Origin of the sequence: Streptomyces sp. CRCS-T-1 (genome assembly GCF_024442335.1) — a bacterium.
Taxonomy (GTDB): domain Bacteria; phylum Actinomycetota; class Actinomycetes; order Streptomycetales; family Streptomycetaceae; genus Streptomyces; species Streptomyces koelreuteriae.
Map to the genome: position 1 here is coordinate 5,875,715 of NZ_CP101651.1, position 25,290 is coordinate 5,901,004.

23 protein-coding genes are annotated in these 25,290 nt (G+C 70.1%); 6 read left to right on the forward strand and 17 right to left on the reverse strand.

Annotated elements, in window-relative coordinates; all coding sequences use genetic code 11:
- Positions 1-50: 50 nt before the first annotated feature.
- Both NNW99_RS26590 and NNW99_RS26595 read right to left on the reverse strand, forming a co-directional pair.
- On the reverse strand, positions 51-458 hold the full coding sequence (locus NNW99_RS26590; protein ID WP_215121651.1) for a hypothetical protein: 408 nt from the start codon (positions 456-458) through the stop codon (positions 51-53).
- 11 nt (positions 459-469) lie between these two features.
- On the reverse strand, positions 470-1,240 hold the full coding sequence (locus NNW99_RS26595; RefSeq protein ID WP_215121652.1) for an alpha/beta fold hydrolase: 771 nt from the start codon (positions 1,238-1,240) through the stop codon (positions 470-472).
- Between the two features lie 108 nt (positions 1,241-1,348).
- On the opposite strand from NNW99_RS26595, the gene NNW99_RS26600 reads away from it, so the two are divergent.
- Entirely contained in the window at positions 1,349-1,903 is a 555-nt protein-coding gene (locus NNW99_RS26600) for a YciI family protein (protein ID WP_215124470.1), read from the forward strand.
- Between the two features lie 95 nt (positions 1,904-1,998).
- Here the strand turns inward: NNW99_RS26600 and NNW99_RS26605 are convergent, their stop codons facing one another.
- The 3 genes from NNW99_RS26605 to NNW99_RS26615 all read right to left on the reverse strand — a co-directional run bounded on the left by NNW99_RS26605 (position 1,999) and on the right by NNW99_RS26615 (position 4,741).
- Complete coding sequence (locus NNW99_RS26605) at positions 1,999-2,775, reverse strand: intradiol ring-cleavage dioxygenase (RefSeq protein WP_215121653.1); 777 nt, start codon at positions 2,773-2,775, stop codon at positions 1,999-2,001.
- An 899-nt stretch (positions 2,776-3,674) separates the two neighbouring features.
- Positions 3,675-3,923 (reverse strand): DUF397 domain-containing protein, encoded by a 249-nt coding sequence (locus tag NNW99_RS26610; RefSeq protein WP_215121654.1) that lies wholly within the window; start codon positions 3,921-3,923, stop codon positions 3,675-3,677.
- A complete protein-coding gene (locus NNW99_RS26615) occupies positions 3,920-4,741 on the reverse strand; it encodes a Scr1 family TA system antitoxin-like transcriptional regulator (protein WP_370869210.1) in 822 nt (273 codons plus the stop codon). Before NNW99_RS26615 ends, NNW99_RS26610 begins: the two co-directional genes overlap by 4 nt.
- Positions 4,742-4,885: 144 nt before the next feature.
- Between NNW99_RS26615 and NNW99_RS26620 the strand changes: the two genes are divergently transcribed.
- Complete coding sequence (locus tag NNW99_RS26620; RefSeq protein ID WP_215121657.1) at positions 4,886-5,344, forward strand: ATP-binding protein; 459 nt, start codon at positions 4,886-4,888, stop codon at positions 5,342-5,344.
- Between the two features lie 15 nt (positions 5,345-5,359).
- On the opposite strand, the gene NNW99_RS26625 is transcribed toward NNW99_RS26620, so the two are convergent.
- The 8 genes from NNW99_RS26625 to NNW99_RS26660 all read right to left on the reverse strand — a co-directional run bounded on the left by NNW99_RS26625 (position 5,360) and on the right by NNW99_RS26660 (position 15,897).
- A complete protein-coding gene (locus NNW99_RS26625; protein WP_215121658.1) occupies positions 5,360-7,102 on the reverse strand; it encodes a histidinol-phosphate transaminase in 1,743 nt (580 codons plus the stop codon).
- 180 nt (positions 7,103-7,282) lie between these two features.
- Entirely contained in the window at positions 7,283-8,431 is a 1,149-nt protein-coding gene (locus NNW99_RS26630) for an aldose epimerase family protein (RefSeq protein WP_215121659.1), read from the reverse strand.
- 58 nt (positions 8,432-8,489) lie between these two features.
- Entirely contained in the window at positions 8,490-9,734 is a 1,245-nt protein-coding gene (gene mmsB / locus NNW99_RS26635) for a multiple monosaccharide ABC transporter permease (protein WP_215121660.1), read from the reverse strand.
- Positions 9,731-11,281, reverse strand: a complete 1,551-nt coding sequence (gene mmsA / locus NNW99_RS26640; protein ID WP_215121661.1) for a multiple monosaccharide ABC transporter ATP-binding protein — start codon at positions 11,279-11,281, stop codon at positions 9,731-9,733. The genes mmsB and mmsA overlap by 4 nt, the downstream gene beginning before the upstream one ends.
- A gap of 46 nt (positions 11,282-11,327) precedes the next feature.
- On the reverse strand, positions 11,328-12,440 hold the full coding sequence (gene chvE, locus NNW99_RS26645) for a multiple monosaccharide ABC transporter substrate-binding protein (RefSeq protein ID WP_370869162.1): 1,113 nt from the start codon (positions 12,438-12,440) through the stop codon (positions 11,328-11,330).
- Between the two features lie 142 nt (positions 12,441-12,582).
- Entirely contained in the window at positions 12,583-13,551 is a 969-nt protein-coding gene (locus tag NNW99_RS26650) for a hypothetical protein (RefSeq protein ID WP_215121664.1), read from the reverse strand.
- 118 nt (positions 13,552-13,669) lie between these two features.
- Positions 13,670-14,722: a zinc-binding dehydrogenase gene (locus tag NNW99_RS26655; RefSeq protein ID WP_215124471.1), complete on the reverse strand. Its 1,053-nt coding sequence runs from the start codon at positions 14,720-14,722 to the stop codon at positions 13,670-13,672.
- A gap of 11 nt (positions 14,723-14,733) precedes the next feature.
- Positions 14,734-15,897 carry a mandelate racemase/muconate lactonizing enzyme family protein gene (locus NNW99_RS26660; protein ID WP_215121666.1) on the reverse strand — a complete coding sequence of 388 codons (1,164 nt, stop codon included), beginning with the start codon at positions 15,895-15,897 and terminating at the stop codon, positions 14,734-14,736.
- A gap of 234 nt (positions 15,898-16,131) precedes the next feature.
- Here NNW99_RS26660 and NNW99_RS26665 point away from each other — a divergent pair, with 234 nt between their 5' ends.
- A complete protein-coding gene (locus tag NNW99_RS26665; protein ID WP_215121667.1) occupies positions 16,132-16,812 on the forward strand; it encodes a hypothetical protein in 681 nt (226 codons plus the stop codon).
- A gap of 387 nt (positions 16,813-17,199) precedes the next feature.
- Here NNW99_RS26665 and NNW99_RS26670 read toward each other — a convergent pair whose 3' ends face one another.
- The gene (locus NNW99_RS26670; RefSeq protein WP_215121669.1) at positions 17,200-17,649 is read right to left on the reverse strand and encodes a MarR family winged helix-turn-helix transcriptional regulator; all 450 of its coding nucleotides are present in this window, start codon (positions 17,647-17,649) and stop codon (positions 17,200-17,202) included.
- A gap of 102 nt (positions 17,650-17,751) precedes the next feature.
- On the opposite strand from NNW99_RS26670, the gene NNW99_RS26675 reads away from it, so the two are divergent.
- Positions 17,752-18,774, forward strand: a complete 1,023-nt coding sequence (locus tag NNW99_RS26675) for an NADP-dependent oxidoreductase (RefSeq protein ID WP_215121670.1) — start codon at positions 17,752-17,754, stop codon at positions 18,772-18,774.
- A gap of 94 nt (positions 18,775-18,868) precedes the next feature.
- Entirely contained in the window at positions 18,869-19,288 is a 420-nt protein-coding gene (locus tag NNW99_RS26680; protein WP_215121671.1) for an organic hydroperoxide resistance protein, read from the forward strand.
- Between the two features lie 68 nt (positions 19,289-19,356).
- On the opposite strand, the gene NNW99_RS26685 is transcribed toward NNW99_RS26680, so the two are convergent.
- Both NNW99_RS26685 and NNW99_RS26690 read right to left on the reverse strand, forming a co-directional pair.
- Positions 19,357-20,502 (reverse strand): serine hydrolase domain-containing protein, encoded by a 1,146-nt coding sequence (locus NNW99_RS26685; protein WP_215121672.1) that lies wholly within the window; start codon positions 20,500-20,502, stop codon positions 19,357-19,359.
- Positions 20,499-23,075 (reverse strand): M14 family zinc carboxypeptidase, encoded by a 2,577-nt coding sequence (locus NNW99_RS26690; RefSeq protein WP_215121673.1) that lies wholly within the window; start codon positions 23,073-23,075, stop codon positions 20,499-20,501. The genes NNW99_RS26685 and NNW99_RS26690 overlap by 4 nt, the downstream gene beginning before the upstream one ends.
- 143 nt (positions 23,076-23,218) lie before the next feature.
- On the opposite strand from NNW99_RS26690, the gene NNW99_RS26695 reads away from it, so the two are divergent.
- Positions 23,219-24,052, forward strand: coding sequence for an EI24 domain-containing protein (locus NNW99_RS26695; protein ID WP_215121674.1), 834 nt, complete (start codon positions 23,219-23,221; stop codon positions 24,050-24,052).
- On the opposite strand, the gene NNW99_RS26700 is transcribed toward NNW99_RS26695, so the two are convergent.
- Entirely contained in the window at positions 24,003-25,235 is a 1,233-nt protein-coding gene (locus NNW99_RS26700) for a pyroglutamyl peptidase (protein WP_215121675.1), read from the reverse strand. The genes NNW99_RS26695 and NNW99_RS26700 overlap by 50 nt on opposite strands.
- Between the last annotated feature and the right edge of the window lie 55 nt (positions 25,236-25,290).

Here is a 25,290-nt window from a genome sequence, read left to right on the forward strand (position 1 = left end):
GCGTGAAGGGGCGGCCCTCCGGCCCGGCGGGCCGCCCCCCCCTCGCAGCCTCAGTCGCGAGGACGGCCGGGTCCGGCCCCGGCCAGCGCCGTACCGAGCAGCACAAAGACGATGAGGGCCGCTATCGGTATGTGCCCGCCCGCGCGGTCGATGTCGTTCGTGAAATACCCCGAGACCCCCACCCAGGCCAGCCCACCGACGAGGACGAGCACGGTGTTGCCGCTCTCCCGCAGCACCAGCATGCCGAACCACAGCAGCAGGGGCATGAGTGCCCACGAGGCGGCCATGGTGAGCAGGAACTCGAAGGCGCCGGCGAACGTGTTGCCTTCGTTCTCCTCGGCCGCGATGTCGCGTGCCCATGCGAAACCGGCGTACATGAGGCTGTGGCAGATCACGGTGGCGGCGGCTACGGTGACGGCGCCTTTGACGAGTCGCATCTTCGGGTCGAACGGCTTCATCGCCTGCTTCCCTACCGCTCTTCCAGTGCCGCCGCGGTCGCCTTCACGAAGGCTTCCGGGTTGTCCAGCATGATGTTGTGCCCGCAGTCGGGAATCGAGACGACGGACACCCCCGACTCGGTGAGAGCGTCCGCGCCCGGCAGCGGACCGTCGGCCTCGGGCAGCAGGAAGCTCCGGGGGATCTTCAGGTCCAGCAGCAGTTCACGCATGGTCGGGACCGTGCCACGGGTGAGGTGGAACGCGCTGCGGTGCAGGGCCTCCCGGCCGGCCAGCCGCATGGTGGACCACCAGTGCGCCCCGACCCGGTCGCGGACCTCCGCCCAACCGCCCTCCAGGAACTCCTCCTCGGAGTAGAAGGCGATACCGCTGCTGCCGGACGACCCGGGCACACGCGGGACGGGGTCGAGGTTGGCGTCGATCAGAACCAGCCGGGACACCAGGCCGGGATGCCGGGCGGCCAGGACGATGGCCACGGAGCCGCCCATGCTGTGCGCGATCAGCTCCGCGCCCTCGACTCCGTCCTGGGCCAGGGCACCGGCAAGCGCGTCGGCATGCCCTTCCAGCGTGTAGTCGAAGCCGGCCGGCCGGTCACTGATCCCATGCCCCAACAGGTCGATCAACAGCGACCGGCGTCCGGCCAGCCGGGGATCGACCGCGACCTCCGTGAAGTAGGCGGGCGATGTGGCGCCCAGCCCGTGCACATAGACACGCGGCGGCTCCTGCCCCGGCAACTCGACCCAGCGGATGTGATCGCCCTCGGGCGTTACGGCGGCGGCGCGCACGGTCTGCTGCTCTCCTGTCGTTCATCTTGTTCATCTTTGTTCATCCGCGGTCACGAATGAGTGGAGAGACGAGAGTAGCCAGGGGTTGGGATGGAAGGGTCTGGATCCATGGAGTTCTTCTGCTTTCACCGTGACCGGGTCGGCTCCCTGAAACTGCGTGAGGAACTGGGGGAGGCGCACTGGGCCTATATGGACCAGTACGAGGCCGAGTTGATCGCCCGTGGCCCGACCTTCGCCGACGACGGCGAGACTCCCACCGGCAGCGTCCACATCGTCGACCTCCCCGACCCCACCGCCGCCCGCGCCTTCGCCTTCGACGAGCCCAACTACCAGGCCGGGGCGTACCGGGACGTGCTGTTGCGGCGGTGGCGCAACGCCCTGGGCCGCACCATGTGGGACTTCCCCGGCGACCGGACGACCGGCGACCACTACCTGGTCATCGGCCTCGGCCCGGACCCGGCCACCGCCCCTGAGCCGCCGCCTTCCAAGGCCCGGGACGACCTGATCGCTTACGGGCCCCTGCTGTCGGACGACGGTGAGGTGTGGGTGGGTACGGCTGTGCTGGTGCGGGCCTCGGACGCGGAGGCGGCGCGGGGCGTCCTGACGGAAGGGCGGTACGCGGATGTCGAGGTGCGGGCCTGGGAGTTCGGGGGACGGCGATGACGAGAGGCCCCGGACCGGCAGAAGGAGACTAAGGAGACTACGGACTGTCGACCTCTTCGGCCCGGAGCCGTGCGTCGGGTGTCGGGCGTCGGGCGTCAGCCCTGTTCCACGCCCAGTGTCAGCGTGCCGGCGTAACCGGCGGAGGTCGTGCTGCCGAGGGGGGTGAGGGTGAGGAGGCCCGAGGCCGCGCCGCCTTCGTCGTAGATGGAGTCCTGGGCCAGGGTGGTGCGGGGGACCGTGTTGACCGCGTACTGGGCGAGGGCCGCGACCCTGGTGGTGATGGTCTCGCTGAAGAAGAGCTGGCCGGTGTGGAGTTCCTCGCCGCCGGTGAAGGAGCCGTCGGGGGTCAGGGTGACGTCCGTGTGGACCTTGATGTGGATGTGGACGCAGCGGCCTCGGTACCAGCCCGGGTAGACCGAGGTGATCTTCGCGACGCCGCTGGAGTCGGTGAGGACGCCGCCCCGCAGGAACGTGCCGTTGTCCGGCTCGTCGTGGCCGTTGTTGCCCACGAAGCCGGAGTACTCGCCGAGGGCGTCCGAGTGCCAGATCTCGACCAGGGCGTTCTTGAGCGGGACGCAGGTGTCGTCGTCCACGACGGTGAGGGTCAGGTTCAGGGGGATGCCCGTCTTGTCCTCGCTGATGTCCGAGCGGACATACTGTCCGTCGAGGTAGTACGGGCCTTCGGTCATCTGCTTGGTGAGCGTGCAGACGGCTGCGGCGGCGACGGGTTCTGTGCTCGGGGTGGTGGCGGTGGTCGGGGTGTGCTGTGCAGCTGCGCCTACGGCCAGGGCAGCTGCGGTGGCACCTCCTGCCAGCAGTACGGTCCGGCGGCCTACGGGGTTGGGTGTGGGGTCCTTCTGCGTGTCTGTCATGGACACGGCACCGTAAGGAGGCTTGCTGTTGGAGAGCTGTGTGTTCGGTAAAATGACGAGGCGTCAAGTGTGTTGTGAGACACCGGAGTTGTGTGGTGCTGTCGAGGCCGCCCGCTTCCTTGCAGTGTCGTGCTTCCACGGCCTGCATCAAGGGCGCTACGCGTCGCCTTCGGCGATGACCCTTCGGGTCACCCTTGACCCAGCCCGTTCCAGCACGGGAGAGAAGCGAGCGAGCGGCCAGGGAGCAACGGGTGGCCAGGGGCGTCGGCCCCTCAGGCCGACTCCATGGCCATCGGCGACGCGGGGCGCGTCAGCGGAGCGGCGGCACGCCGGGCGGGTTTAGCGGCTACCGGCAGGTGGGGCGCCCCGGCCGGGATCCCGTTGCCGAATGTCGGGCGGTCCGGCCGCTGGGGGCGGCTTGGTGCGGCTTGGTGCGGCGATCGGAGCATTCGGGCAGTCCGTGAGGGGGAGATGCCCAGGTTGGATGCCCCTTGGGAGGTAGCGGGCAGGCCCAAACGCTCCAATCGGCGGTGGCGCCCTCGCGAACTGGGCCGTGGGCGGGGTGGTCGGGTGCGCCGGCGTCCGCTTGTCGTCCCTCACCGCCTACGCCGGGTGAGTCGCCCGAAGGGCATGGCCCACCCGCCTGCGGTCGCTTAGCAACCCGGCGTGCCGCCACTCCGCTGACGCGCCCCGCATCGCCGAGCGGCCATGGAGTCAGCCGTAGGGCCCGACTGCCCTGGCCACCCGCCTTTTCGGGCCGCTCGCTCGCTTCTCTCCCGTGCTGGAGCGGGCTGGGTCAAGGGTGACCCGAAGGGTCATCGCCGAAGGCGACGCGAAGCGCCCTTGATGCAGGCCGTGGAAGCACGACACTGCAAAGAAGCGGGCGGCCCCGACAGTTGTTACTTGGCGGCGTGAGTGAGGAAGGCCGTCCAAGTGGTGGGGGAGAGAGTGAGCTGGGGGCCCTGCTTGTTCTTGGAGTCGCGGATGTGGATGGCCTCGGGGCGGGTCGCTATCTCGAGGCAGTCGCCGTCGCCGTCGCCGCTGCTGCTGTGGCTCGACTTGTGCCAGGTGAGAGCGACTTCTACGCAGTCGCCGGAGCCCCCGCTGCTGTAGCTGCTCTTGAACCAGGCCAGTTCGCTGGTGCTCATAGGTCCCCTCGCATCCGCTGCAACAGGCTCGTGGAGTCCTTGAGAGTGAGAGCCTGTGAGCGCATCCTGGCATACCGCATCTGGAGCATGCTGACCACCTTTCGGTCAGCGATGAACTGCCCGCTTTCCTGCCCTTCGCAGTATGCGAACCACTTGTTCTCCGGGGTCTCCAGCAACTGCATGGGCCCGTCCAGACCCGCGTGTGTGTCCTGCTCCGTTGGCATGATCTGGATCTCCACGTTGCGTAGTTCGCCGATCTCCAGAACGTGGTCGATGAGTTCACGCGTGACCTCCACTCCGCCAGTGCGACGCCGGAAGAGGTGCTCCTCCAGGATGAAGCCAAATGCCGTGTTCGGCCGTTCCCGCAGCAGGCGTTGCCGCTCCGCCCGCGCCACCCACTGTGCCTCGATCTGTTCGTCGCTCAGCGGAGGGAGCTGGTTCGTGAAGAGCGTCCGGGCGTATGCCTCGGTCTGCAGCAGGCCCGGCACCAACCGGCACTCGTACGTGTACAGCGTGATAGCCGTGGCCTCCAACTGAGCCCACCGCCGAAACCAAGCCGCCAACCCCGGCTGCCTCTCCAGGCACCCCGCCGCCTTCCGTAACGCCCCCGTCCTGCCGAACACCTCCTCCGCCCTGGTCACGAATTCCGGATCCGGCATCCGCCTCCCCAGCTCCACCGAAGCCACCGTGTGTTTGGAGAACCTCACCAGCTCTCCGAACTCCTCCCTGCTCAACCCCGCGTGCTCGCGCAAGCCCTGGACCACCGCCCCGAACGTCCGCAGACTGTCCGACGACTCCGGCTCGCTGCCCGTCCCCATCGCGCCATCGACCACTGTCGGTCACCTCCCGGAGCATGGTTACGGGGCGTGATCGGTACTGTCCAGTCCGTCACCGCGTACGCTGCCGCAGCGTACGCGGCGTCGACCTGGAGAACTCCGGCCCTCAGTCGCCACATTGGGCGCATGACAGCAAGGACCACCCCCGCGACGCCCCAACCCCCGGTCACCGTACGTGTGTTCAGTCAGCGCTTCAGTGCCACCCCGCGCGGTGCGCGACTCGCCCGGCGTCTGGCCGCTCACCAGTTGGACGGCTGGGGCATCCCGCACGGCACCGACGCCTCCGAGACCGTCGTTCTGATCGTCGCCGAGCTGGCCGCCAACGCCGTGATACACGGGCGTGTGCCGGGGAGGGACTTCGAGTTGCGGCTCGGTCTCGTCACGGGTGGCGTGCGGATCGAGGTCAGTGACGCGTGTGCGGGTTCCTGCCCGCCCGGGCCGCGAGAGGTGCCTCCCCCGGGCCCTCTCGACGAGCACGGCCGGGGTCTCCTCCTCGTGGACGCGCTCGCCGACCGGTGGGAAGTGCTGCGGCGCGACCCCGGCAAGACGGTTCGCGCCGAGGTCGATCTGCCGGGCGCCCCGTAGGGCGGCGAGACGGTCCTAGCCCGCCGCCCCCATGCCCGCCGCGTTGGGCCAGGCCTGGGTGCCCGGCCAGCCCGTGGCCGGGGCGGGAGAGAGGCCGTTCGTGCCCCTGACCTGCGCGGCGGTCAGTCCGCCCCGGGCGGGAACGCCCGGCGGGGTGGGGCCGGCGGCGGCCGGTGCGGGTGCCGGTGTCGGCATGGGAGCCGGGGCCGGAGCAGGGGCAGGGGTGGGGACGGGGGCCGGAGCAGGGGCCTGGGCCACGGGGGCCAGCGGCTGCTGGAGCGGTGCGGCCATGGGCTGTGGAGCGGGTTGGGGTACCGGCTGCGGCACGGCCTGCGGCATCTGCTGCTGACCCATCTGGCCCATCTGCGGCATCTGGCCCATCTGGCCCATCTGTGCCGCCGCCGGCATCGGCATCCCTCCGCCCGGGCCCGCCGGGGCGGCGGACGCGGTGGCGGGGAGCGGCATGCCGGTGCCGACGGCGGCAGGGGGTGCGGCGGGCCCCGGACCACCGAAACCGGTGGCCTGAGCGGCGAGCCCGCGCATGCCCGACCCGTTGGTCTCACTCACCAGGCGGTCCACGGCCGCCGTACCGGAGCTGTAGCTGGTCCCGTTGCTCAGCTCCGGTACGGCGGCTCCCCTCCTGGACGTCCCGTAGAGCACCTGTTCCAGGCCGGACACCAGGCGACGCACGTCCACCTGGGGGCGCACGACGAGACGCAGGAAGCGGCTGGACGAACCGATCTTGTTGCCGCACTCGCGGACCAGGATCCGGTGCTCGGTGAGCATCCTGTCCCGGACCACGGTGCCCTCGGCGCCCACGGGGAGGCGCACGAAGAGGAAGTTGCCCTGCGAGGGGTAGACCGTCAGCCCGGGCAGGGAGGAGAGCTGGCTGGCCATGTCGAGCCGGTCGCGGCGCACCTGCTGGAGGCTCTGCGCGTACTCGGCGCCGTGCTCCTTGAGCATGAAGACGACGTGCTCGGCGAAGGAGTTGAGGTTCCACTTCGGCAGCATCGAGCGGACGCGGCCCGCGAGCGACGGGTTGGCGACGAGGTAGCCGAAGCGGATGCCGTGCAGGCCGAAGTTCTTGCCGAGGCTGCGCAGCACGATGACGTTGGGCCGCAGCATGGCCTCCTGGACGACGGACGGCTCGGCCTCGGCGTCCGCGAACTCCAGGAACGACTCGTCGATGACGACCAGGTCGAGGTCGGCCATGGCGTCCATGAACTGCACGATGGCGTGCTTGTGGAGGAAGCCGCCGTCGGGGTTGTTGGGGTTGCAGATGACGGCGACCCGCGTGCCCCGGGCGCGGATGAACTCGGCGTACTGCGCGAGGTCGAGGGCGAAGCCGCTGGACTCCTGGAGCGGGAACATGTCGACCCGCTTGCCGGTCTCCATGGGCTGGTCGGTCCAGCGGCCGAAGGTGGGGACGGGGATGGCGAGGGACTCGCGGACGAGGAGGTGGTCGATCCAGGTGATGAGCTCGGTGGAGCCGTTGCCCATGGCCACGCACTGCGGCGGCAGCTGGAGCAGGCTGCACAGTTCGGCCGTGATGGTGTCGGCGCCGCTCGGGTAGTACGTGATGATGTCGCGGAGTCTGGCCCCCATGTCGTCGAACATGGCCGGGGTCGGGAAGTACGGGTTGCAGGGGATACAGAAGTCCACCGGCCCGGCGCCTTCGCCGCCCTCACGTGTCAACGCCGCCATCGACGGGCTGTGAGCCGCGGTGCTGCGGAACAGCGACGTGACGTTGTCGGCCATGGAACCTCCGTATGAGGCGGGTCCGTTGGGGACGGCCGGACCCGACGTTTAAGGGCGGCCCGCGCGGGGGAGCGCGGGCCGCCCTTACATACGGAGACTGTGGTGACACTGTTCAACCGTTGGGAATACGGTCAGAACTTGTGTCCTACCTGTGAAGGCTTGTCAGTGGCGCCACAGGTGTCAGCAGTCGAACGAGTGGATCGTCGTCGTCCGGTACGTCTGCCCGGGCCGCAGCACCGTGGAGGGGAACTTCGGCTTGTTCGGCGAGTCCGGGAAGTGCTGCGTCTCCAGGCAGAGCGCGTCGCCCTGCCGGTAGGTGCGGCCGGACGGGCCGGTCAGCGTGCCGTCGAGGAAGTTGCCGGAGTAGAACTGCAGGCCCGGCTCGTTCGTGGCGATCCTCAGGGTGCGGCCGGAGGCCGGGTCGCGCAGGGTCGCGACATGCTCGGGCCGGGCGGTGCGGCCCTTGTCGAGGACCCAGTTGTGGTCGAAGCCCTTGGCGGTCACCAGCTGGGGGTGCGCGACACGTATGTCCCGGCCGATCGGCTTGGCACGGCCGAAGTCGAAGGGCGTGCCCGCGACCTTGGCCAGCTCGCCCGTGGGGATCAGGCCCGCGTCGGTGGGCGTGTAGCGGGAGGCGGCGATCTGGAGCTCGTGGTCCTCGATCGTGCCGCTGCCCTCGCCGGCGAGGTTCCAGTAGACGTGGCTGGTGAGGTTGACGACGGTGGCCTTGTCGGTGGTGGCCTCGTAGTCGACGCGCCAGTCGCCGTGCCGGGTGAGCGTGTACGTCACCTTCGTCTTGAGCGTGCCGGGGTAGCCCATCTCGCCGTCGACGCTCGTGTAGTACAGGTGCAGACCGACGTCGGAGCCCTTGGTGAACGGCTCGATGTCCCATACGCGCTTGTCGAAGCCCTTGGCCCCGCCGTGCAGGCTCTGCTCGCCGTCGTTGACGGAGAGCTGGTAGTCCTTGCCGTCGAGGGTGAACTTGCCCTTGCCGATGCGGTTGCCGTAGCGGCCGATCAGGGCGCCGAAGTAGGGGCTCTTGGCGACGTAGTCCTCGACGTTGTCGAAGCCCGCGGAGACGTTGGCGTAGCGGCCGCGGCGGTCGGGGATCTCCAGGGACTGGACGATGCCGCCGTAGGAGAGGACCTTCAGGCGGGTGCCGCCGTTCTCCAGGGCCCAGCTGTAGATCTTGGTGCCGTCGGCGAGCTTGCCGAAGAGCGTCTTCACCGGCTTCCTGCCTCCCGTGGCGTGCGCCGTGCCGCCGAGGGTGGTGGCGGCCATGCCCGCCGCCGCTGCTCCGGCGATGACCGTGCGTCTGTTCAGTTCCATGCGTGCGGCTCCCGTATAAGGAGAGGGCCCCGCCTTCCCGGCGGGGCCCCGATCTGACTTACGAACCGACCTTGCGCTTGTTCCACACGTCGAACCCGACCGCCGCCAGCAGGACCAGGCCCTTGATGACCTGCTGCCAGTCGGTGCCGATGCCGACGAGGTTCATACCGTTGTTCAGCACGCCCAGGACCAGGCCGCCGATGATCGCGCCGAGCACGGTGCCGACACCGCCGCTCATCGACGCACCGCCGATGAACGAGGCCGCGATCGCCTCCAGTTCGAAGTTGAGGCCGGCCTTGGGAGAGGCCGCGTTGAAGCGGGCGGCGAAGACCAGACCCGCCAGGGCCGCGAGCATGCCCATGTTCAGGAAGACCAGGAAGGTGACCTTCTTGTCCTTCACACCCGACAGCTTGGCCGCGGGCAGATTGCCGCCGATGGCGTAGATGTGGCGGCCGACGATCGCGTTGCGCATCACGTAGCCGAAACCGACGAGCAGCACACCGAGGATGAGCAGCACGATCGGGGCGCCCTTGTAGCTGGCCAGCAGCATCGTCAGCGTGAGGATGGCGGCGCCGAGCGCGACCAGCTTCAGCAGGAACAGCTTGAAGGGCGGGACGTCCAGGGAGAACTCCTGCTGCCGCCTGCGGTCACGGACCTCCTGGAAGACCACGAAGGCGATCATCGCGAAGCCCAGCAGCAGCGTCAGGTTGTGGTAGTTGGTCTGCGGGCCGACCTCGGGCAGGAACCCGTTGGCGACCTTCTGCAGGCCCTCCGGGAACGGGCCGAGCGTCTGGCCCTCCAGGAAGATCTCGGTCAGACCGCGGAAGATCAGCATGCCCGCCAGGGTCACGATGAACGACGGTATGCCGCCGTACGCGATGAAGAACCCCTGGACGGCGCCCGCGATGGCGCCCACGGCCAGGCACAGCACCACGGCGAGCAGCCACGGTATGTCGTGCTTGACCATGAACACGGCGGCCATCGAGCCGACGAACGCCGTCAGCGAGCCGACCGAGAGGTCGATGTGGCCCGCGATGATGACCAGCATCATGCCGATCGCGAGGATCAGGATGTAGCTGTTCTGCAGCACCAGGTTGGAGACGTTGCGCGGCAGCAGCAGGTCGCCGTCGGTCCACACGGCGAACAGGACCACGATCAGACCGAGGGCGAACAGCATGCCGTACTGCCGCATGTTGCGGCGCATGCCGTCCAGCATCAGCTGCAGCAGTCCGCCCCCCGTGGCCTCCCCTCCCTTGCCGGTCGGCGCCGGGGCCGGCGTCTTGGCGGTCACGTCCGTGCTCATCGGGATACCTCTTTGTCCTTCGTCATCTGCCGCATCAGCGATTCCTGGGAGGCCTCGGCCTTCGAGAACTCACCGGTCAGCCGCCCCGCGGCCATCGTGTAGATGCGGTCGCACATGCCGAGCAGTTCGGGCAGCTCGGAGGAGATGAAGACGACCGCCTTGCCCTGGGCGGCCAGCTGGTCGATGACCGTGTAGATCTCGTACTTGGCGCCGACGTCGATCCCCCGGGTCGGCTCGTCCAGGATCAGCACGTCCGGACCCGAGAAGATCCACTTGCTGAGGACGACCTTCTGCTGGTTGCCGCCGGACAGCTTGCCCACCGGCTCGAAGACGGTCGGCGCCTTGATGTTCATCGACTTGCGGAAGCCCTCGGCGACGTGCCGCTCCTCGTGCTCGTCGACCACACCGCGCTTGGCGACCTTGCCCAGGGCGGACAACGAGATGTTCCGGTTGATGGTGTCGATGAGGTTGAGGCCGTAGTGCTTGCGGTCCTCGGTGACATACGCGATGCCGTGCTTGACCGCCTCGGGGACGGACTTCGTACGGATCTCGGTGCCGTCCTTGAGGACCGTGCCGCCCGCGTACCGGCCGTACGTCCGCCCGAAGACGCTCATCGCCAGTTCGGTGCGGCCGGCTCCCATGAGGCCCGCGATGCCGACGATCTCCCCGCGCCGCACCTGGAGCGACACATCGTCGACGACCTTGCGCTGCTGGTCGATCGGGTGGTGCACGGTCCAGCCGCGGATCTCCAGGGCGGGCGCCACACCCTCCTCGGGCTCGTGCGGCGACCGCTCCGGGAAGCGGTGCTCCAGGTCGCGGCCGACCATGCCGCTGATGATCCGGTCCTCGGTGGTCTCCGCGGCCTTCACATCGAGGGTCTCGATGCTCTGGCCGTCGCGGATGATCGTCACCGAGTCGGCGACCTTGCGGATCTCGTTGAGCTTGTGGGAGATGATGATCGAGGTGATGCCCTGCTTCTTCAACTCCAGGATGAGATCGAGGAGTTTGCCGCTGTCCTCGTCGTTCAGCGCGGCGGTCGGCTCATCCAGGATGAGCAGCTTGACCTTCTTCGACAGGGCCTTCGCGATCTCCACGAGCTGCTGCTTGCCCACGCCGATGTCGGCGACGCGGGTGTCCGGGTGGTCGGAGAGACCGACCCGGCGCAGCAGTTCGGTGCCGTGCCGCAGGGTCTCGGTCCAGCTGATGATCCCGCGGGTGGCGTGCTCGTTGCCGAGGAAGATGTTCTCCGCGAGGGAGAGGTAGGGCACCAGGGCCAGTTCCTGGTGGATGATCACGATGCCGCGTTCTTCGCTGGCCCGGATGTCCTTGAACTGGCAGACCTCTCCCTCGAAGAGGATGTCGCCCTCGTAGGTGCCGTGCGGGTGGACGCCGGAGAGGACCTTCATCAGGGTCGACTTGCCGGCGCCGTTCTCCCCGCAGATGGCGTGGACCTCGCCCTGCCGGACGGTCAGCGTGACGTCCGAGAGCGCCTTGACGCCGGGAAAGGTCTTGACGATCGAGCGCATGTCCAGGACGGGTCCCGCCATGGTCGTGCCTTCCAGTCAGTGGTGAATCGTCGGTCGGTGGCGGGGACTACTTGACGTCGCTCTCCTTGAGGTAGCCGGAGTCGATGAGCTCCTTCTGGTAGTTGCTCTTGTCGACGGCGACCGGCTCCAGCAGGTAGGCGGGGACGACCTTCGAGCCGTTGTCGTAGGTCTTGTCGTCGTTGATCTCGGGCTTCTTGTCGTTCAGCAGCGCGTCGACCATGTTCGAGGACACCTTGGCGAGCCGTCGGAGGTCCTTGAAGACGCTCATCGACTGCTGGCCGGCGATGATCGACTTCACCGAGGCGACCTCGGCGTCCTGGCCGGTGACGACCGGCAGCGGCTTGGCCTTGGAGCCGTAGTCGTCGGACTTCAGCGCCGACAGGATGCCGATGGAGATGCCGTCGTAGGGGGAGAGGACCGCGTCGACGCGCTCGCTCTTGTAGGCCGAGGTCAGGATGTCGTCCATGCGCTTCTGGGCGGTGCCGCCGTCCCAGCGCAGGGTGGTGACCTGGTTGAGCTTGGTCTGCTTGGAGCGGACGACGAGCTGCTTCTTGTCGATGTAGGGCTGCAGGACCTTCATCGCGCCGCCGAAGAAGTAGCGGGTGTTGTTGTCGTCGTTGGAGCCGGCGAACAGCTCGATGTTGAAGGGGCCCTTCTTGGAGCCGTCCTTCAGGCCGAGCTTCTCGACGATGTAGGTGCCCTGGAGCTCGCCGACCTTCTCGTTGTCGAACGAGGCGTAGTAGTCGACGTTCTGCGTGCCGAGGATCAGGCGGTCGTAGGAGATGACCGGGATGTTGGCGTCCTTGGCCTGCTGGAGCACGTTGTTCATCGACTTGTTGTCGATGGCGGCGACGATCAGCGCCTTGACGCCCTGCGTGATCAGGTTCTCGACCTGGGAGACCTGCTGGTCCGGGTCGTCCTCGCCGTAGACCAGCTTGGTCTTGTAGCCCTTGGCCTCCAGCTCCTTGACGACGTTGTTGCCGTCGGCGATCCAGCGCTCGGAGGACTTGGTCGGCATCGCGATGCCGATGGTGCCTCCCTTGGCGTCCCCGTCGCTCTCGTTGCTGCCGCCCTCGCTGTTCTGGCCGCAGGCGGACAGGGTCAGGGCGAGGGACGCGGCTCCGGCTATGGCGGCGAGAGCGGCTCTGCGGTTACGCATATTGATCATCCTTGATCTGTGTGCAGGGCTCGGTCTGGGAGGCGCGAAGTCGCTCCGGGTGGTCGTGCCGGAAAGACCGAGAAGAGATGTGTCGGATTGTGGTCGGCTGTGTCTTCTTTTGTGAAGCCGAGTTTCCGGAACGTTATGCCGAGATTTCGAACCGTTGCAGAGCGCCCGGCAGTCGGGAGCCCAGCGGGGCCATGTCGCCGTCCGCCCCGTGGCGCGCGAGGAGGTCCAGGGCGAGCCGGCCGCGCCGCACGCGTTCCTTGGCGGTGGCCAGCGTCAACTCCCGCATGTGGTGCCCGTAGGGGTAGATCCCGGGCGCCTTCGACAGGCCGAACTTCAGGTACAACGGGGCGCCGCGCCGGATGAGTTCGGCGACCTCGTACATCCGCACGTAGCCGCCGAGGTCGTCGGGGGCCTCGATGTACATGTCCATGGGAGCGCCCGACACCCGGCGGATCTCGGTGAGGTGATCGAGCGTCAGGTCACTGGGCACGTTGACCGAGTCGGCGCCGAGTCTCTCGTACACCGCGTACGCCGCCGGGTTGACGGGCCCGATGAGCGCGCTCACCTTGAGGGTCGTGTCGGCCGGGATGATGCCGGCCGCGCGCGCCCGGTGCAGGGTCCACAGCACGCCCTCGTCGGCGACGAGCAGGCACGTGACGCCCAACTCCGTGGCCCGGACGGCGTCTTCGACGCAACCGGCGACGGCGTCGTGGCCGCGGGCCCTGAGACCCGCCCCTCGCGAGTCGGTCCGGGTCGAGCCGCCGATGTCCCAGGTGCCGCGCGGGCCGGTGAACAGGCAGAGCTCGATGTCGCGTTCGGCCGTCGACTCGACCATCTCGGTGATCTCGGCGTCGGTCAGCATCCAGACGCCGCTGCCCTGGCTGATCCGGTGGATCGGCACGTCCAGCCGCGAGGCCTCCTTCAGCACCACCGCCAGCGCCTCGGGACCCTCGCAGGACGGGATCTCGGTGCGCCAGCGGCCGCCGCCGGGGAAGGAGTGCGGCGAGGCGTCGGCGGGGTCGAGGGCGGGGGCCTTCAGGCCGAGATCGGCGAGCGCCTGCTCACCGGGCCTGCGGGCTGCCGTGGCGGGAGCGTCGGTCACAGGAAAGTCCTTCGGTTCGATATTTCGGACGAGGTTCGCGGCTCTGGGTACGGCAAGGTGCGGTCAGTGGGGTACGCCGGTACGGGAGCCGTCAGGTTGCCCCCGTACCGGCGTACGTCTACGGGCGGAGCAACACCTTGCCCACCTTCGGATCACCGGCCCCCACCAGCTCGATGGCCTGCGAGAACTCGGCGAGCGGCAGCTCGTGCGTCACCAGCGGCAGCGGATCGAGCAGACCGGCGGCGAACACCCGCACCGTGTGCGCCCAGGCGTCCGGCGAAGCACCGAAGACGGTGTGCACCTCCAGCTGCTTCACGACGAGATCGGTCGGGTCGAGACCGTCCGCGCCCGGCGCCGGAATGCCCGTCAGGACCAGCCGGCCGCCCCGTCGGAGCAGGGCGGCGGAGATCCGGGCGGCGTCCGCGGAGCCGGCCGTCTCGATCACCACGTCGATGTCGTCCGGGAGTTCCTGGTCCTTCGTGAGGAAGTCCGTCGCGCCGTACTGCCGCGACAGCGCCTCACGGTCCCGGCGGGTGCCGACGACCAGCAGCTCCGCCGGCGAGTTCGCCTTGAGGAACTGCACGGCGAACATGCCGAGGGTGCCCGTGCCGACCACGGCGACCCGCTCGCCCGGCCGAGCGTTCGCCTTCAGCGCGGCGGCCGCGATACAGGCGGCGGGCTCCAGGAGCGCCGCGGCGGTCAGGTCGCAGCCGTCGGGGAGGGTGTGGAGCAGCCGGGCGGGGAGCGTCAGCGTCGTCGCCATCGCGCCCGGCTGGGTGAAGCCCGTCTCCTCGTAACCGGCCGTGCACAGCGTCGTGTCGCCCGCGTGGCAGCGGTCGCACACCTGGCAGTTGCGGAAGCCCTCGCCTACGACCTTGCGGCCGACGAGCGACTCCGGGACACCCGCGCCCACGGCCTCGACCGTCCCGGACCACTCGTGGCCCGGGGTGAGCGGGTAGCGGACGTAGCCCTCGGGGCGGTTGCCCTGGTAGACCTCGCGGTCGCTGCCGCAGATGCCGGAGGCGTGGACCCGGACCAGGGCCTCGCCGGCCTCGGGCCGCCGGGGCTCGTGCGGGACGAGGCGGTGCGCGCCCGGGGCGTCGATGACGACCGCGGTGCTCGCGGGCGGCCCTTCGGCGCTCGCGGGCGGCCCTTCGGCGCTCGCGGGCAGCCCTTCGGTGCTCACTGGCTGCCCTTGGGCTTGCGCTGCTCCCAGCCCTCCGCCCAGAGGTCGAAACGGGCCTGCTGCTGCGGGAACTCGGCGGCGGCGTCCACGTCCAGCTCGACACCCAGACCGGGGGCGTCGGAGAGGTGGAAGCAGCCGTCCTCCGGGTTCACCTGCGGGGCGCCCTTGACGACCTTCTTGATCTCCGCGTCCGCGAAGTCGTTGAAGTGCTCCAGGATCTTGAAGTTCGGGGAGGTGAAGCCGACCTGGAGGGAGGCGGCGGTCAGCACCGGGCCGCCGACGTTGTGCGGGGCCACCAGCATGTAGTGGGTCTCGGCCGTCGCCGCGAGCTTCCTGGTCTCCCAGATTCCACCGATATGGCCGACGTCCGGCTGGATGATGTCCACGGCCTGGCTCTCGAACAGCTCGCGGAACTCGATCCGGTCGTGGATGCGCTCACCGGTCGCGACGGGCATGTCGACCTTGGCGGCGACCTTCTCCAGCGCCTTGAGGTTCTCCGGCGGGACCGGCTCCTCCAGCCACGCCGGGTTGAACGGGGCCAGCTCCTTGGCCAGGCGTACGGCCGTGGCGGGGGAGAAGCGGCCGTGCATCTCCAGCATCAGCTCGGCCTCGGGGCCGATGGCGTCCCGGACGGCCTCGATGAGGGAGACGGCGTACAGGCTCTGCTGGTGGTCCAGCTCGAAGTGGCCCGTGCCGAAGGGGTCGATCTTGAGGGCGCGGTAGCCGCGCTCCATCACGCCCTGGGCGGCCTTGTGGTACGCCTCGGGGGTCCGCTCCGTGGTGTACCAGCCGTTGGCGTACGCCTTGACCTTGTCGGTGACCTTGCCGCCCAGCAACTGCCAGACGGGGACGCCGAGGGCCTTGCCCTTGATGTCCCAGCACGCCATCTCGATCACGGCGATACCGGACATCACGATCTCGCCCGCGCGGCCGTAGTCGCCGTACTTCATGCGCTTGACGAGGTCCTCGACAGCGAACGGGTCGGAGCCGAGAATGTGGTTGGCCTCGGCCTCCCTCAGATAACCGAGAAGGGCGTCGGTGTGTCCCAGCATCCGGGTCTCGCCGACTCCGGTGATCCCCTCGTCGGTGTGCACCTGGACGTACGTCAGGTTGCGCCACGGCGTCCCGACCACGTGTGTGCTGATTCCGGTGATGCGCACGGCGGTTGTCCCTCGCAGCTTCGTCGGCTCAGTTCTGTCAGTTCGACGTGTTCGAAATTTCGGCACACGTTCGAAATGCTGGCGTGACAGTAAGGACGGGGTGGTGGGAGTGTCAATGGGTCGCGCGCATAACGGTTTCGACAGTTTCGAAACCAGGGGAGAGGCGGGTCCGTGCAGAACCTTCACAGCTGGATCTAGGAACGTGACCTGTGCGGAACTTAACCTTCCCGCGACATGGACTACTGCGACCCGTGCCGACGGCACCTCAACGGCGCGCTGACGTGCCCGGGGTGCGGCACCTCGGCGGATGCGCTGCGCCGGCGTGAGCGTGAGTACGGCGATCAGGACGACTCGGGCGGGGTCGATGCCGACCGCGACGGCGACGTCTACGACGACGAAGAGCCGTTGGGGCGTGCCGCTCGGCGGCGTGGTGACGGCCCGGGCGGGGCGAGCCGGCGGGACCGGAAGGCGGCCGCGCACCGTCGGAGGCGGCGCCGGACCCTGTTCATCGCGGCGGGATTCATCCTGGCGGCGGGCGGGCTGAGCCTCGCCGAGCTGGGCATGGACGCGCCCAAGTCGACGTCGAAGCCGGCGGAAGCGGAGGGGGACCCGGCGGAGGCCGGCGAGACGATCCGCCCCGCGGGCGACAAGGCCGGGTCCGAGGAAGCGCCGAAATCCCCTTCCCCAGGTACATCTGACTCACCGTCGGCTTCCACCTCCCCGAAGCCCGAGAAGTCGAAGCCCCCCGAGCCGACCCGGCCCCCCTCGCCGGAAACGTCCCCGAACCGCCCGACCTCGGCCCCCACGACGCCCCCTCCGCCCCCGACCCGCACCGCGGCCCCGACAACCCCGACGCCGACCCCGGAACCGTCCCCGACAAGAACGTGCAACCGCTTCCTGTGGTGGTGCGCGTAGTCGCCTACGCGGTGGTGGTGGGTCGGGGCCGCGCCGGGGGGTGTCCGTCCTCGGAACGGCGCGATGGGGTGAGAGACCAATTGACTGGCGTTGACGCGCCAACCGCTGCGGGCGGACACCCCCCGACACGTCCCCTTCTCGCCGTACGCGGGTGCGGGCGCGTCCCGGCTGAGCTGCCGCCGGCCGCCGCTACGGGGGCCGCCCCATCCCGCCTAGCTGCGGGCATGCGTGCCGCTAGGGGCGGCACGGGTGGGCGCAGCGGCACCCCGCTACGCCGGGCTGCGGACCCGCCCGGCCCCGGCGCAGACGCCGAGTACCCCGCAAACCCGCCCCGCAGCAACGCCCCGGCCTCAGCGGAAGCGCCGAGCACCGATACGGGTCAGCCCGTCACGCAGCCCCCAGCATCCCCCTGAGCGCATCGCGCAACGCCACCCTCTCCCCCTCGGAAAGCCCCGCCAACGGCTCCCGCGCGAACCGCAGGGACTCCCGCAGGCTCCGGGCCACCGCCCGACCCTCACCCGTCGCCGCCGCCACCTTCACCCTCCGGTCGGCCGGGTCCGGCTGTCGTTCCACCAGCCCCCGCGCCTCCAGCCGGTCCACGATCCCCGTGACATTGGACGGCTCGCACTTCAGCCGCTGCGCGAGCCTCCGCATCGGCAGCGGCTCCAGGCACAGCAGACTCAGCAGCCGCGCCTGCGCCCCGGTCAGGGAGTGGTCCGCCGCCGCCTCCTCGTAGTCCTCGTGGAACCGGGCCACGACCTCCCCGATGAGCTCGACGACCTCGAGGGTCAGTGCGTCGGGATGGGGGGAGTCCGGGGTCGGTGAGGTGGAAACCATGCCGTCGAGGGTACCCGTTTATTTGACAACATGAAATTTCCAGGCGCATGGTTGTTTCAGTTACTGAAACATCCGCATCGAGCCAGTGAGGACAGGCGCATCATGACCGACACCCCCACCCTCCCCGCCGTCAGCCGCGAGTGGCACCTGGCGAGCCGCCCCGTCGGCTGGCCGAAGCCCGAGGACTTCGCCTTCGTCGAGGCGGAGATTCCGCAGCCCGGCGAGGGACAGGTCCTCGTGCGGAACAAGTACCTCTCCGTGGACCCGTACATGCGTGGCCGGATGAGTGACGCGAAGTCCTACGTCGCCCCGTTCGAGCTGGGCAAGGTCATGCAGGGCGGTGCCGTCGGCGAGGTCGTCGCCTCCAACGTCGACGGGCTGGCCGTCGGGGACCACGTACTGCACTTCCTCGGCTGGCGTGAGTACGCGGTCGTCGCCGCCAAGAACGCCGTGAAGGTGGACGCGGACGCCGCGCCGCTGTCGACGTACCTCGGTGTGCTCGGCATGACCGGCCTCACCGCCTACGCGGGCCTGCTGCGCACTGCCTCCTTCAAGGAGGGCGACACCGTCTTCGTGTCCGGCGCCGCCGGTGCCGTGGGCGGCCAGGTCGGGCAGATCGCCAAGCTGAAGGGCGCCTCGCGGGTCATCGGCTCCGCCGGGTCCGACGAGAAGGTGAAGCTCCTCGTCGAGGAGTACGGCTTCGACGCCGCCTTCAACTACAAGGACGGGCCCGTGAGCGAGCAGCTCCGCGCCGCCGCCCCGGACGGGATCGACGTCTACTTCGACAACGTCGGCGGTGACCACCTGGAGGCCGCCATCGGCTCCCTCAACCAGGGCGGCCGGATCGCCGTCTGCGGCATGATCTCCGTCTACAACAACACCGAGCCCGCCCCGGGCCCGCGCAACCTCGCCCGTCTGATCGCGACCCGCGGCCGTATCGAGGGCTTCCTGGTCGGGGACCACTACGACCTTCAGCCCGAGTTCGTGCGCGAGGTCGCCCCCTGGGTCGCCTCCGGTGAGCTGAAGTACCGCGAGACCGTCGTCGAGGGCATCGAGAACAACCTCGAGGCGTTCATGGGCGTGCTGCGCGGCGACAACACCGGGAAGATGATCGTCAAGCTCTGACGCCTTCTGTTGGTTTTCGGTATGCGGTAAGTTTTTTCCGAATCCGCTCGGCCCGGGCGCGAGCCGCGGCGGACGACCGAAGGAACACAACCGCATGCCGATCCAGCAGTCCGACGTCCTGTACACCGCCGTCGCCACCGCCGAGAACGGGCGCGACGGGCGCGTGGCCACCGATGACGGCCGGCTCGACGTCGTCGTCAACCCGCCGCAGGCCATGGGAGGCAGCGGCGCCGGCACCAACCCCGAGCAGCTCTTCGCCGCCGGGTACAGCGCCTGCTTCCAGGGAGCCCTCGGCGTCGTCGCCCGGGAGACGGGCGCCGACCTCACCGGGTCGACCGTCACCGCCAAGGTCGGCCTCGGGAAGAACGGGGACGGGTTCGGGATCATCGTCGAGATCTCGGCCGACCTGCCCAAGGTGGAGCCGGGTGCCGCGCGGGCGCTCGTCGAGAAGGCGCACGAGGTGTGCCCGTACTCGAAGGCGACCCGCGGGAACATCACCGTGACGCTGGTCTGACCTCAGTCGTTGCGTACGCGGAGGCCGCACCCCTGGACGTGGGGTGCGGCCTCCGCCCGTGCCCGGGGTCAGGAGGCGAGCGCCGCCCTGTGGATCGCCCGCGCCAGGCGGTCGTTCTCCGGGGCCGCCCCGCCGGGGAACGCGAACCGGCGGCGCGTGTAGCCGTAGGCGAGGCCGCTCCACGGGTCCGCGAAGGACTGCGAGCCGCTCGCGCCGCTGTGCCCGATCGTCCCCGCGCCGAGGAACGGGTGCCACGTGTCAGCCGTCGTCTGGAAGCCGAGGCCGAACGACTTGTGGGCCCGTGCCACCAGGTCGTGGCCGACGGAGTGGAACTGGCCGAACTCCGCGACCGTGTCCGGCTTCAGCAGCGGCGCCTGCTCGCCCAGACCGCTGATCGCCGCCGCGTACATCCCGGCCAGGCCCCGCGCGGACGCCACCCCGCCCACCGACGCCGGGCCCTTGGCGCGGACCAGCGGCATGTTGGGCAGCGAGGCCAGGTCGGTCGGCTCGCTCGCGTTGCGGTTGAAGGCGATCGAGGCGAGCGTGTGCGGGCCCGTCGGCGTGGCGTCGAGGAGGGCCTGCTGCTCCGGGGTCGGGATCATCGGCTGGGTGCTGCGGAAGCGGGGTTCCTGAGGGGCCGGCAGTCCGAGGTGGAAGTCCAGGCCGTACGGGGTCCGGACGCGCTCCTGGTAGATCTCCTGGAGCGTGCGGCCCGTGGCACGGCGTACCACCTCACCGGCCAGGGCGCCGGCGACCAGCGCGTGATAGCCGAACGCCGTGCCGGGACGCCAGAACGGCCGCTGGTCGGCGAGGCGTTCGGCGAGCTGACGGTCGTCGGCCAGCTCCGCCAGGCTGAAGCCGGTGTCCGTGCCGACCACGCCCGCCCGGTGCGCGAGCAGATCCCGCAGGGTCAGCTCGCCCTTGCCCTCGGCCGCGAACTCCGGCCAGTAGTACGTCACCTTGCGGTCCGGTTCGAGTGTGCCGTCCTGCACGAGGAGAGCCACGACCAGGTAGGCGGCGCCCTTCGTGGACGAGAACACGCCGTAGAGGGCGTCCGCCTCGGTCCCCGCCCACAGGTCCACGACCTTCCGGCCCCGCACGTAGGCGCACAGCTGGCCCTCGTAGTCGGGCCGTTCCCCGGCCACGAACGCGGCGAACTCCTCGCGTACCCCCTCGAAGCCGTCGGCTACGGTGCCGTGGATCTCTTGCGTCATCCGTTCTCCTCATCTGAACCGCTGTGTGCCACTGTGAACAATGCCCTCGCCACCTGCGGGAATTCCCCCTTGGGGTGGTCCCGGAAGAGGGGTTCGGTGCCGAACAGGGCCGTCCTGCCGCCGCTGACCACCGAGGCCTGCCCCGCAGCCGCCGAGGGGCCGCCGGTGCCGTCCCGGAGGGGACGCCAGTGCCCGGAGACGAGCGGATTCCCGGTCGCGTACGACTGCTCCTCGCGCACACCCGGGCCGAGGTCGGTGAACCACAGCGGGGCGTAGACGAAGGTGTGCGCGGGGGCGTCCTGGGTGAGGCGGCCCGAGTTCACCGCGCGTACGACGCCGTTGGCGTCCGGGTTGCCCTCGACCGGCTTGACGGCCAGCAGATCCGCCGCCGCGTTCAGGGCCGCTCCCGTCGCGCCCCGGCCGACCAGGCCGTGACCGTCGAGGAAGGCGTCCAGGGCCTTGCGGGCGGGGGAGGTGAGGGCGGCGTGGTCCAGGCCGGCGGAGACGAACAGCACGTCCGTGCCGGACCAGTCGAAGCCCGCGTTCAGGACGCCCGTCGAGACCGGTGTGACGTCGAAGCCCATCTCCCGCAGGGCGAACAGCTCACCCGGGGTGACGGCGGCGGCGACGCGCAGGCGGTGCAGGGGCGTCTCGCCCTTGAGTCGCGTGGCCGTGAAGGAGACGTCGTGCGCGCGGGCGGCGGTGAGCGCCGCGCGGCGTGCCGACGCCGGGACGATCGCGCTGCCGTCCCGGGCCTGCCGGACCGGGACTCCCTGCCCGAGGAGGGAGTTGAGGGCCGCGATCTCGCGCGGGTCGGTCAGGCGCAGACGCAGGGTGCCGTGCGCGGGCACGTGGGCGACGGGTGCGGCCTCGGTGACCGGGCGCAGGGGCGCGCCCCGCAGGCTGCCCGAGGTCACCCGCTCGACGGTGGCGCCCCACAGCCGGCCCAGGCTCCAGCCGGAGATGTCGTACATCACGGACACCTTGTCGCTGATGTCCCGGCCGTCGGCCAGCAGGACGTTCGCCATGCCGCGCTTGGGCTGGCGCAGGTCGACGACGTACGAACCCTCGGGATACGTCCGTCCGGCGAGGCGGAAGGGGCGGGTGGCGCGGGTGACGCGGACGTCGTTGGCGAGGAGATGGTCGACGAGGCGGGCGGCGGCCGGGGCCGAGCGCTGGGTGCGGGAGTCGCCGGGCGGGATGACGTAGGCGCGCGGGAAGTCGGTGGTGTAGACGTCCTCCGGGCCGATGCCGGGGACGCCGGGGACCGTCCTCGGTGAGACCGGCACCTGCGGGGCGCCGGCCGCGCCGCGGCGGAAGGTCTCGATCTGGTCGGCGACGAGGGTGGCGCGGTGCTCGCGGACGTGGTTCAGGGTCGCGCGGACGGCCGCGCCCGCCACGGCCGTGTTGACCGCAGAGCGGCGGCGCAGCTCCGGGACGAGGAGGGTGTCGTACTCCTCGTTGTTCACCGCCAGCGGGATCTCCACCGTGTGGGCGGCGACCGTGCCGTGGAAGGCCGCGTACTGCGGGGTGAAGATCGGCGGCCAGTCGTCCCAGCCCTCCTCCTGGTCGCGGAACGGGATCTGCGCCGGTTCCACACCGTCCTTCGCGGGCGTGTAGCCGAGGGCGTTGACGGCGGACTCCATGCCGAGGGCGTTGGCGTAGGAGTTCTTCAGGAAGAGGTCGTACTCGTAGTTCTCGCCGTGCGGGGGAGTGGTCGGCTCGATGAGCGTGCCGTTGACGTAACCGTGCAGGTCGAGCAGGACGGCCGGCTGCTTGTCCAGCTCGATCTGCCGCATCACGCGGCTCTCGGGCTGGGAGGCCGTGACGAAGTCGCGGTTCAGGTCGAAGCCGTTCGCGTTGGCGCGGGTGCCGGCGATACGGCCGTCCGGGTTGGCCGTGACGTTGAAGTACAGGCGGCTGTGCGCGAGGAGCTCCCTGGTCGCCGCGTCCTTGGCCGTCGCGAGCCGCTCGATGACCTTCAGGGAGGCGTCCGTGCCCTCCCACTCGTTGCCGTGGATGTTGCTGTTGACGAAGACCGGGGCCTTGTACGCGCGCTTGATCTCACGGGACTTCGCGGCCGTGGCGGGCGCGTTCTCGATCAGTGCGCGCATCCGCTCCTGGGCGCGGGCCTGGCGGGTGGTCTCCGGGGCGGTGACGGTGACCAGGTAGAGCCGGTGGCCGCCGGCCGAGCGGCCGGTCACCTCCACGCTGACGCGGTCGCCGAGGCGTTGCAGGGCGTTCAGCTTCGGGGCGATCGCGTGGTACGGGGTGAGCCCCAGCTTCAGGGACTTGTCGCCGGGGTTCTCCGGGCCGGGGGAGAGGACCTGGCGGCGCGGATAGCCGCGGGTGGCGGTCGCGGGGGCGGGGGAGGTCTCGTCGGCCAGGGCGCGTCCGGCCGCGCTGGCGGGTGCCCGGGCGGCCGCGCGGTCGTCGACGGCGGCGCCCTCCCGGACGACGGGCTTCGGGTCCGCGCCGGCGGCGTGCGGGGCGAGCAGGGGTAAGCCCGCCGTCGCGAGACCGAGGGTGACGATCAGTACAGGTCTCGCAGGAACGGTTCTCGTGGTGCGCACGTGTACCTCCTCCTGGGCTTACTGAGATCGGTACGGCGAGGTGTACCGGTTCGACTCAACGGCAACAAGTGCGCGTCGGTGTCACCGCTGACCCGGATGGCCCCTGCGGAGGGCGTCCGGGCCTGCCCCGATAGGGTTTTCCCATGCGCGATCTCGGGGTGGGCTTCCAGTACCTGCTGAAGGGCCAGCGATGGGTGGCCCGGCACGGCAAGCAATACGGCTTCGGGCTGCTCCCGGGCCTGATCACCCTGGTCCTGTACGCGGCGGCGCTGGTCGCGCTGGCGCTGTGGGGCCAGGACGCCGTCACCTGGGCGACGCCGTTCGCCGACGACTGGTCCAGCCCCTGGCTCGGGCTCTTCCGCGGCTTCCTGACCGCCGTGCTGTTCGCCCTCGCCCTGCTCCTCGCCGTCGTCACCTTCACCGCGGTGACGCTGCTGATCGGGCAGCCCTTCTACGAGAGCCTCTCCGAGAAGGTCGACCGGGACGTGTCCCCCGACGGCCACGCCCCCGAGTCGGACCTGCCGCTCTGGCGCGAACTGTGGATCTCCGGCCGCGACAGCCTGCGCATCGTGGTGCGGGCCGCCCTGTGGGGTGTGCTGCTCTTCGCCTGCGGTTTCATCCCGGTGATCGGCCAGACGGCCGTACCGGTGCTCGGGTTCTTCGTCACCGGGTTCTTCCTGACCGAGGAGCTGACCGCCGTCGCCCTCCAGCGCCGGGGCGTCGACCTGCGCACCCGCCTGGGCCTGCTCCGCTCCCGCAAGACCCTGGTCTGGGGCTTCGGCACGCCGCTGGCCGCGGCCTTCCTGGTGCCGGTCGTCGCGGTGTTCCTGATGCCGGGCGCGGTCGCGGGAGCCACCCTCATGGCTCGGGAACTGCTCGGTGAGGACATTCAGGAGGGTGGCTCCGCCGTGGAGGGCGACGGGGACGTCAGCTCTCTTCCGCAGCCGCCTTCAGGATGGCCCGCACCTGGGCGATGATGTCCAGCCGGTTCCGCACGAACTCCGGGTCGGTGACCTCGGTGGTGTTCCCGGCGCCGAACTGGAGCACGGGCGTGTGCACATGCCCGCCCGGCAGCCGGTCGTGCAGCCCGAGCCGGTCCCGCAGCAGCGTCGCCCGGTAGGCGATCTCGTTGGAGAGGTAGTCCCCGCCGCCGCCCTGCCGTGCGGTCGAGCCGGGGGTCGGCCCGTCGGGGCGTACGACGGGCTGGGTGCCGCCCGCCGGGATCTCGGTGACGCTCGTGTTGTCGTACACGGGGAAGCGGCCGGTGTTCGCGTCGACGATCGCCCGGTAGGGCAGCGTGGTCGTCGTCCACTGCGGCTGTGAGGCCGGGTCGGTCACGGGGACGGTCTCGGTACGGCCGATGGTGTCGTTGTCCCCGAAGCCGCCCCGCCAGGCCCCGTTGGTCCGCTCGATGTCGAACTTCCCGACCCGGCCCTGGCTCACGGTCGTGAACAGGTCGACCTTCGGCAGATACGGCCGCAGCGTCCGCTCCACCGTCCCCTCCGTGAAGTCCTGCCAGCGCACCGGGAACACGGCCGTCTCGATCCGGGCCGGGCCGTCCGCCGTCTCGATGACCGTGCCGTCGAGGGCGAGCGCGGTGGCGCCGGACGGGTTGGAGATACGGATGTCCCGGTCCAGGGTGAACGGGTCGAAGCCGGTGAGCAGGATCCGCTTCAGGCCCTTGCCGTGCGGATACCGGATGGCGTTCTGGCCGCGTGAGGTGCGCTCCAGCTCGTCCAGCAGCGCGGCCCGCTGTCCGTCCGTCAGCCCGAACTCCGGCTCCCAGGTCCGCACTTCACGCGTCATGCCGAGGCGGGCCCAGTACAGCGGCCGGTCGTCGTCCCGGCTCAGATCACCGACCGCCGGTCCACGCCCCTGCGCCCGGTCCACCGCACGCCGCCAGAGCTGCGCGCCCTCGGCCGCGACGGCCCGGCGGGCCTCCCCGTAGGACCGGGCCCCGTCCAGCGCCCGGACCAGCCGCGGGGCCACGGTGTCGAACCCGGAGCGGCGCAGGATCTCCTGCGGGACCGCCTTGCCGAGCCGCTGCTCCTCGACGGTGGGAGCGGGGGCCGTCTCGGCGGCGCTCGCGGTGGTGGGGGTGGTGAGACCGGTCAACAGGGCGAGACCGAGGACGCCGAGGCGAACGCGTATGGAATTCAAGGAGGTTCAGGCCTTCCGTCACGGTGGGGGTACTGCGGTGGCGTGGTGCCGGACG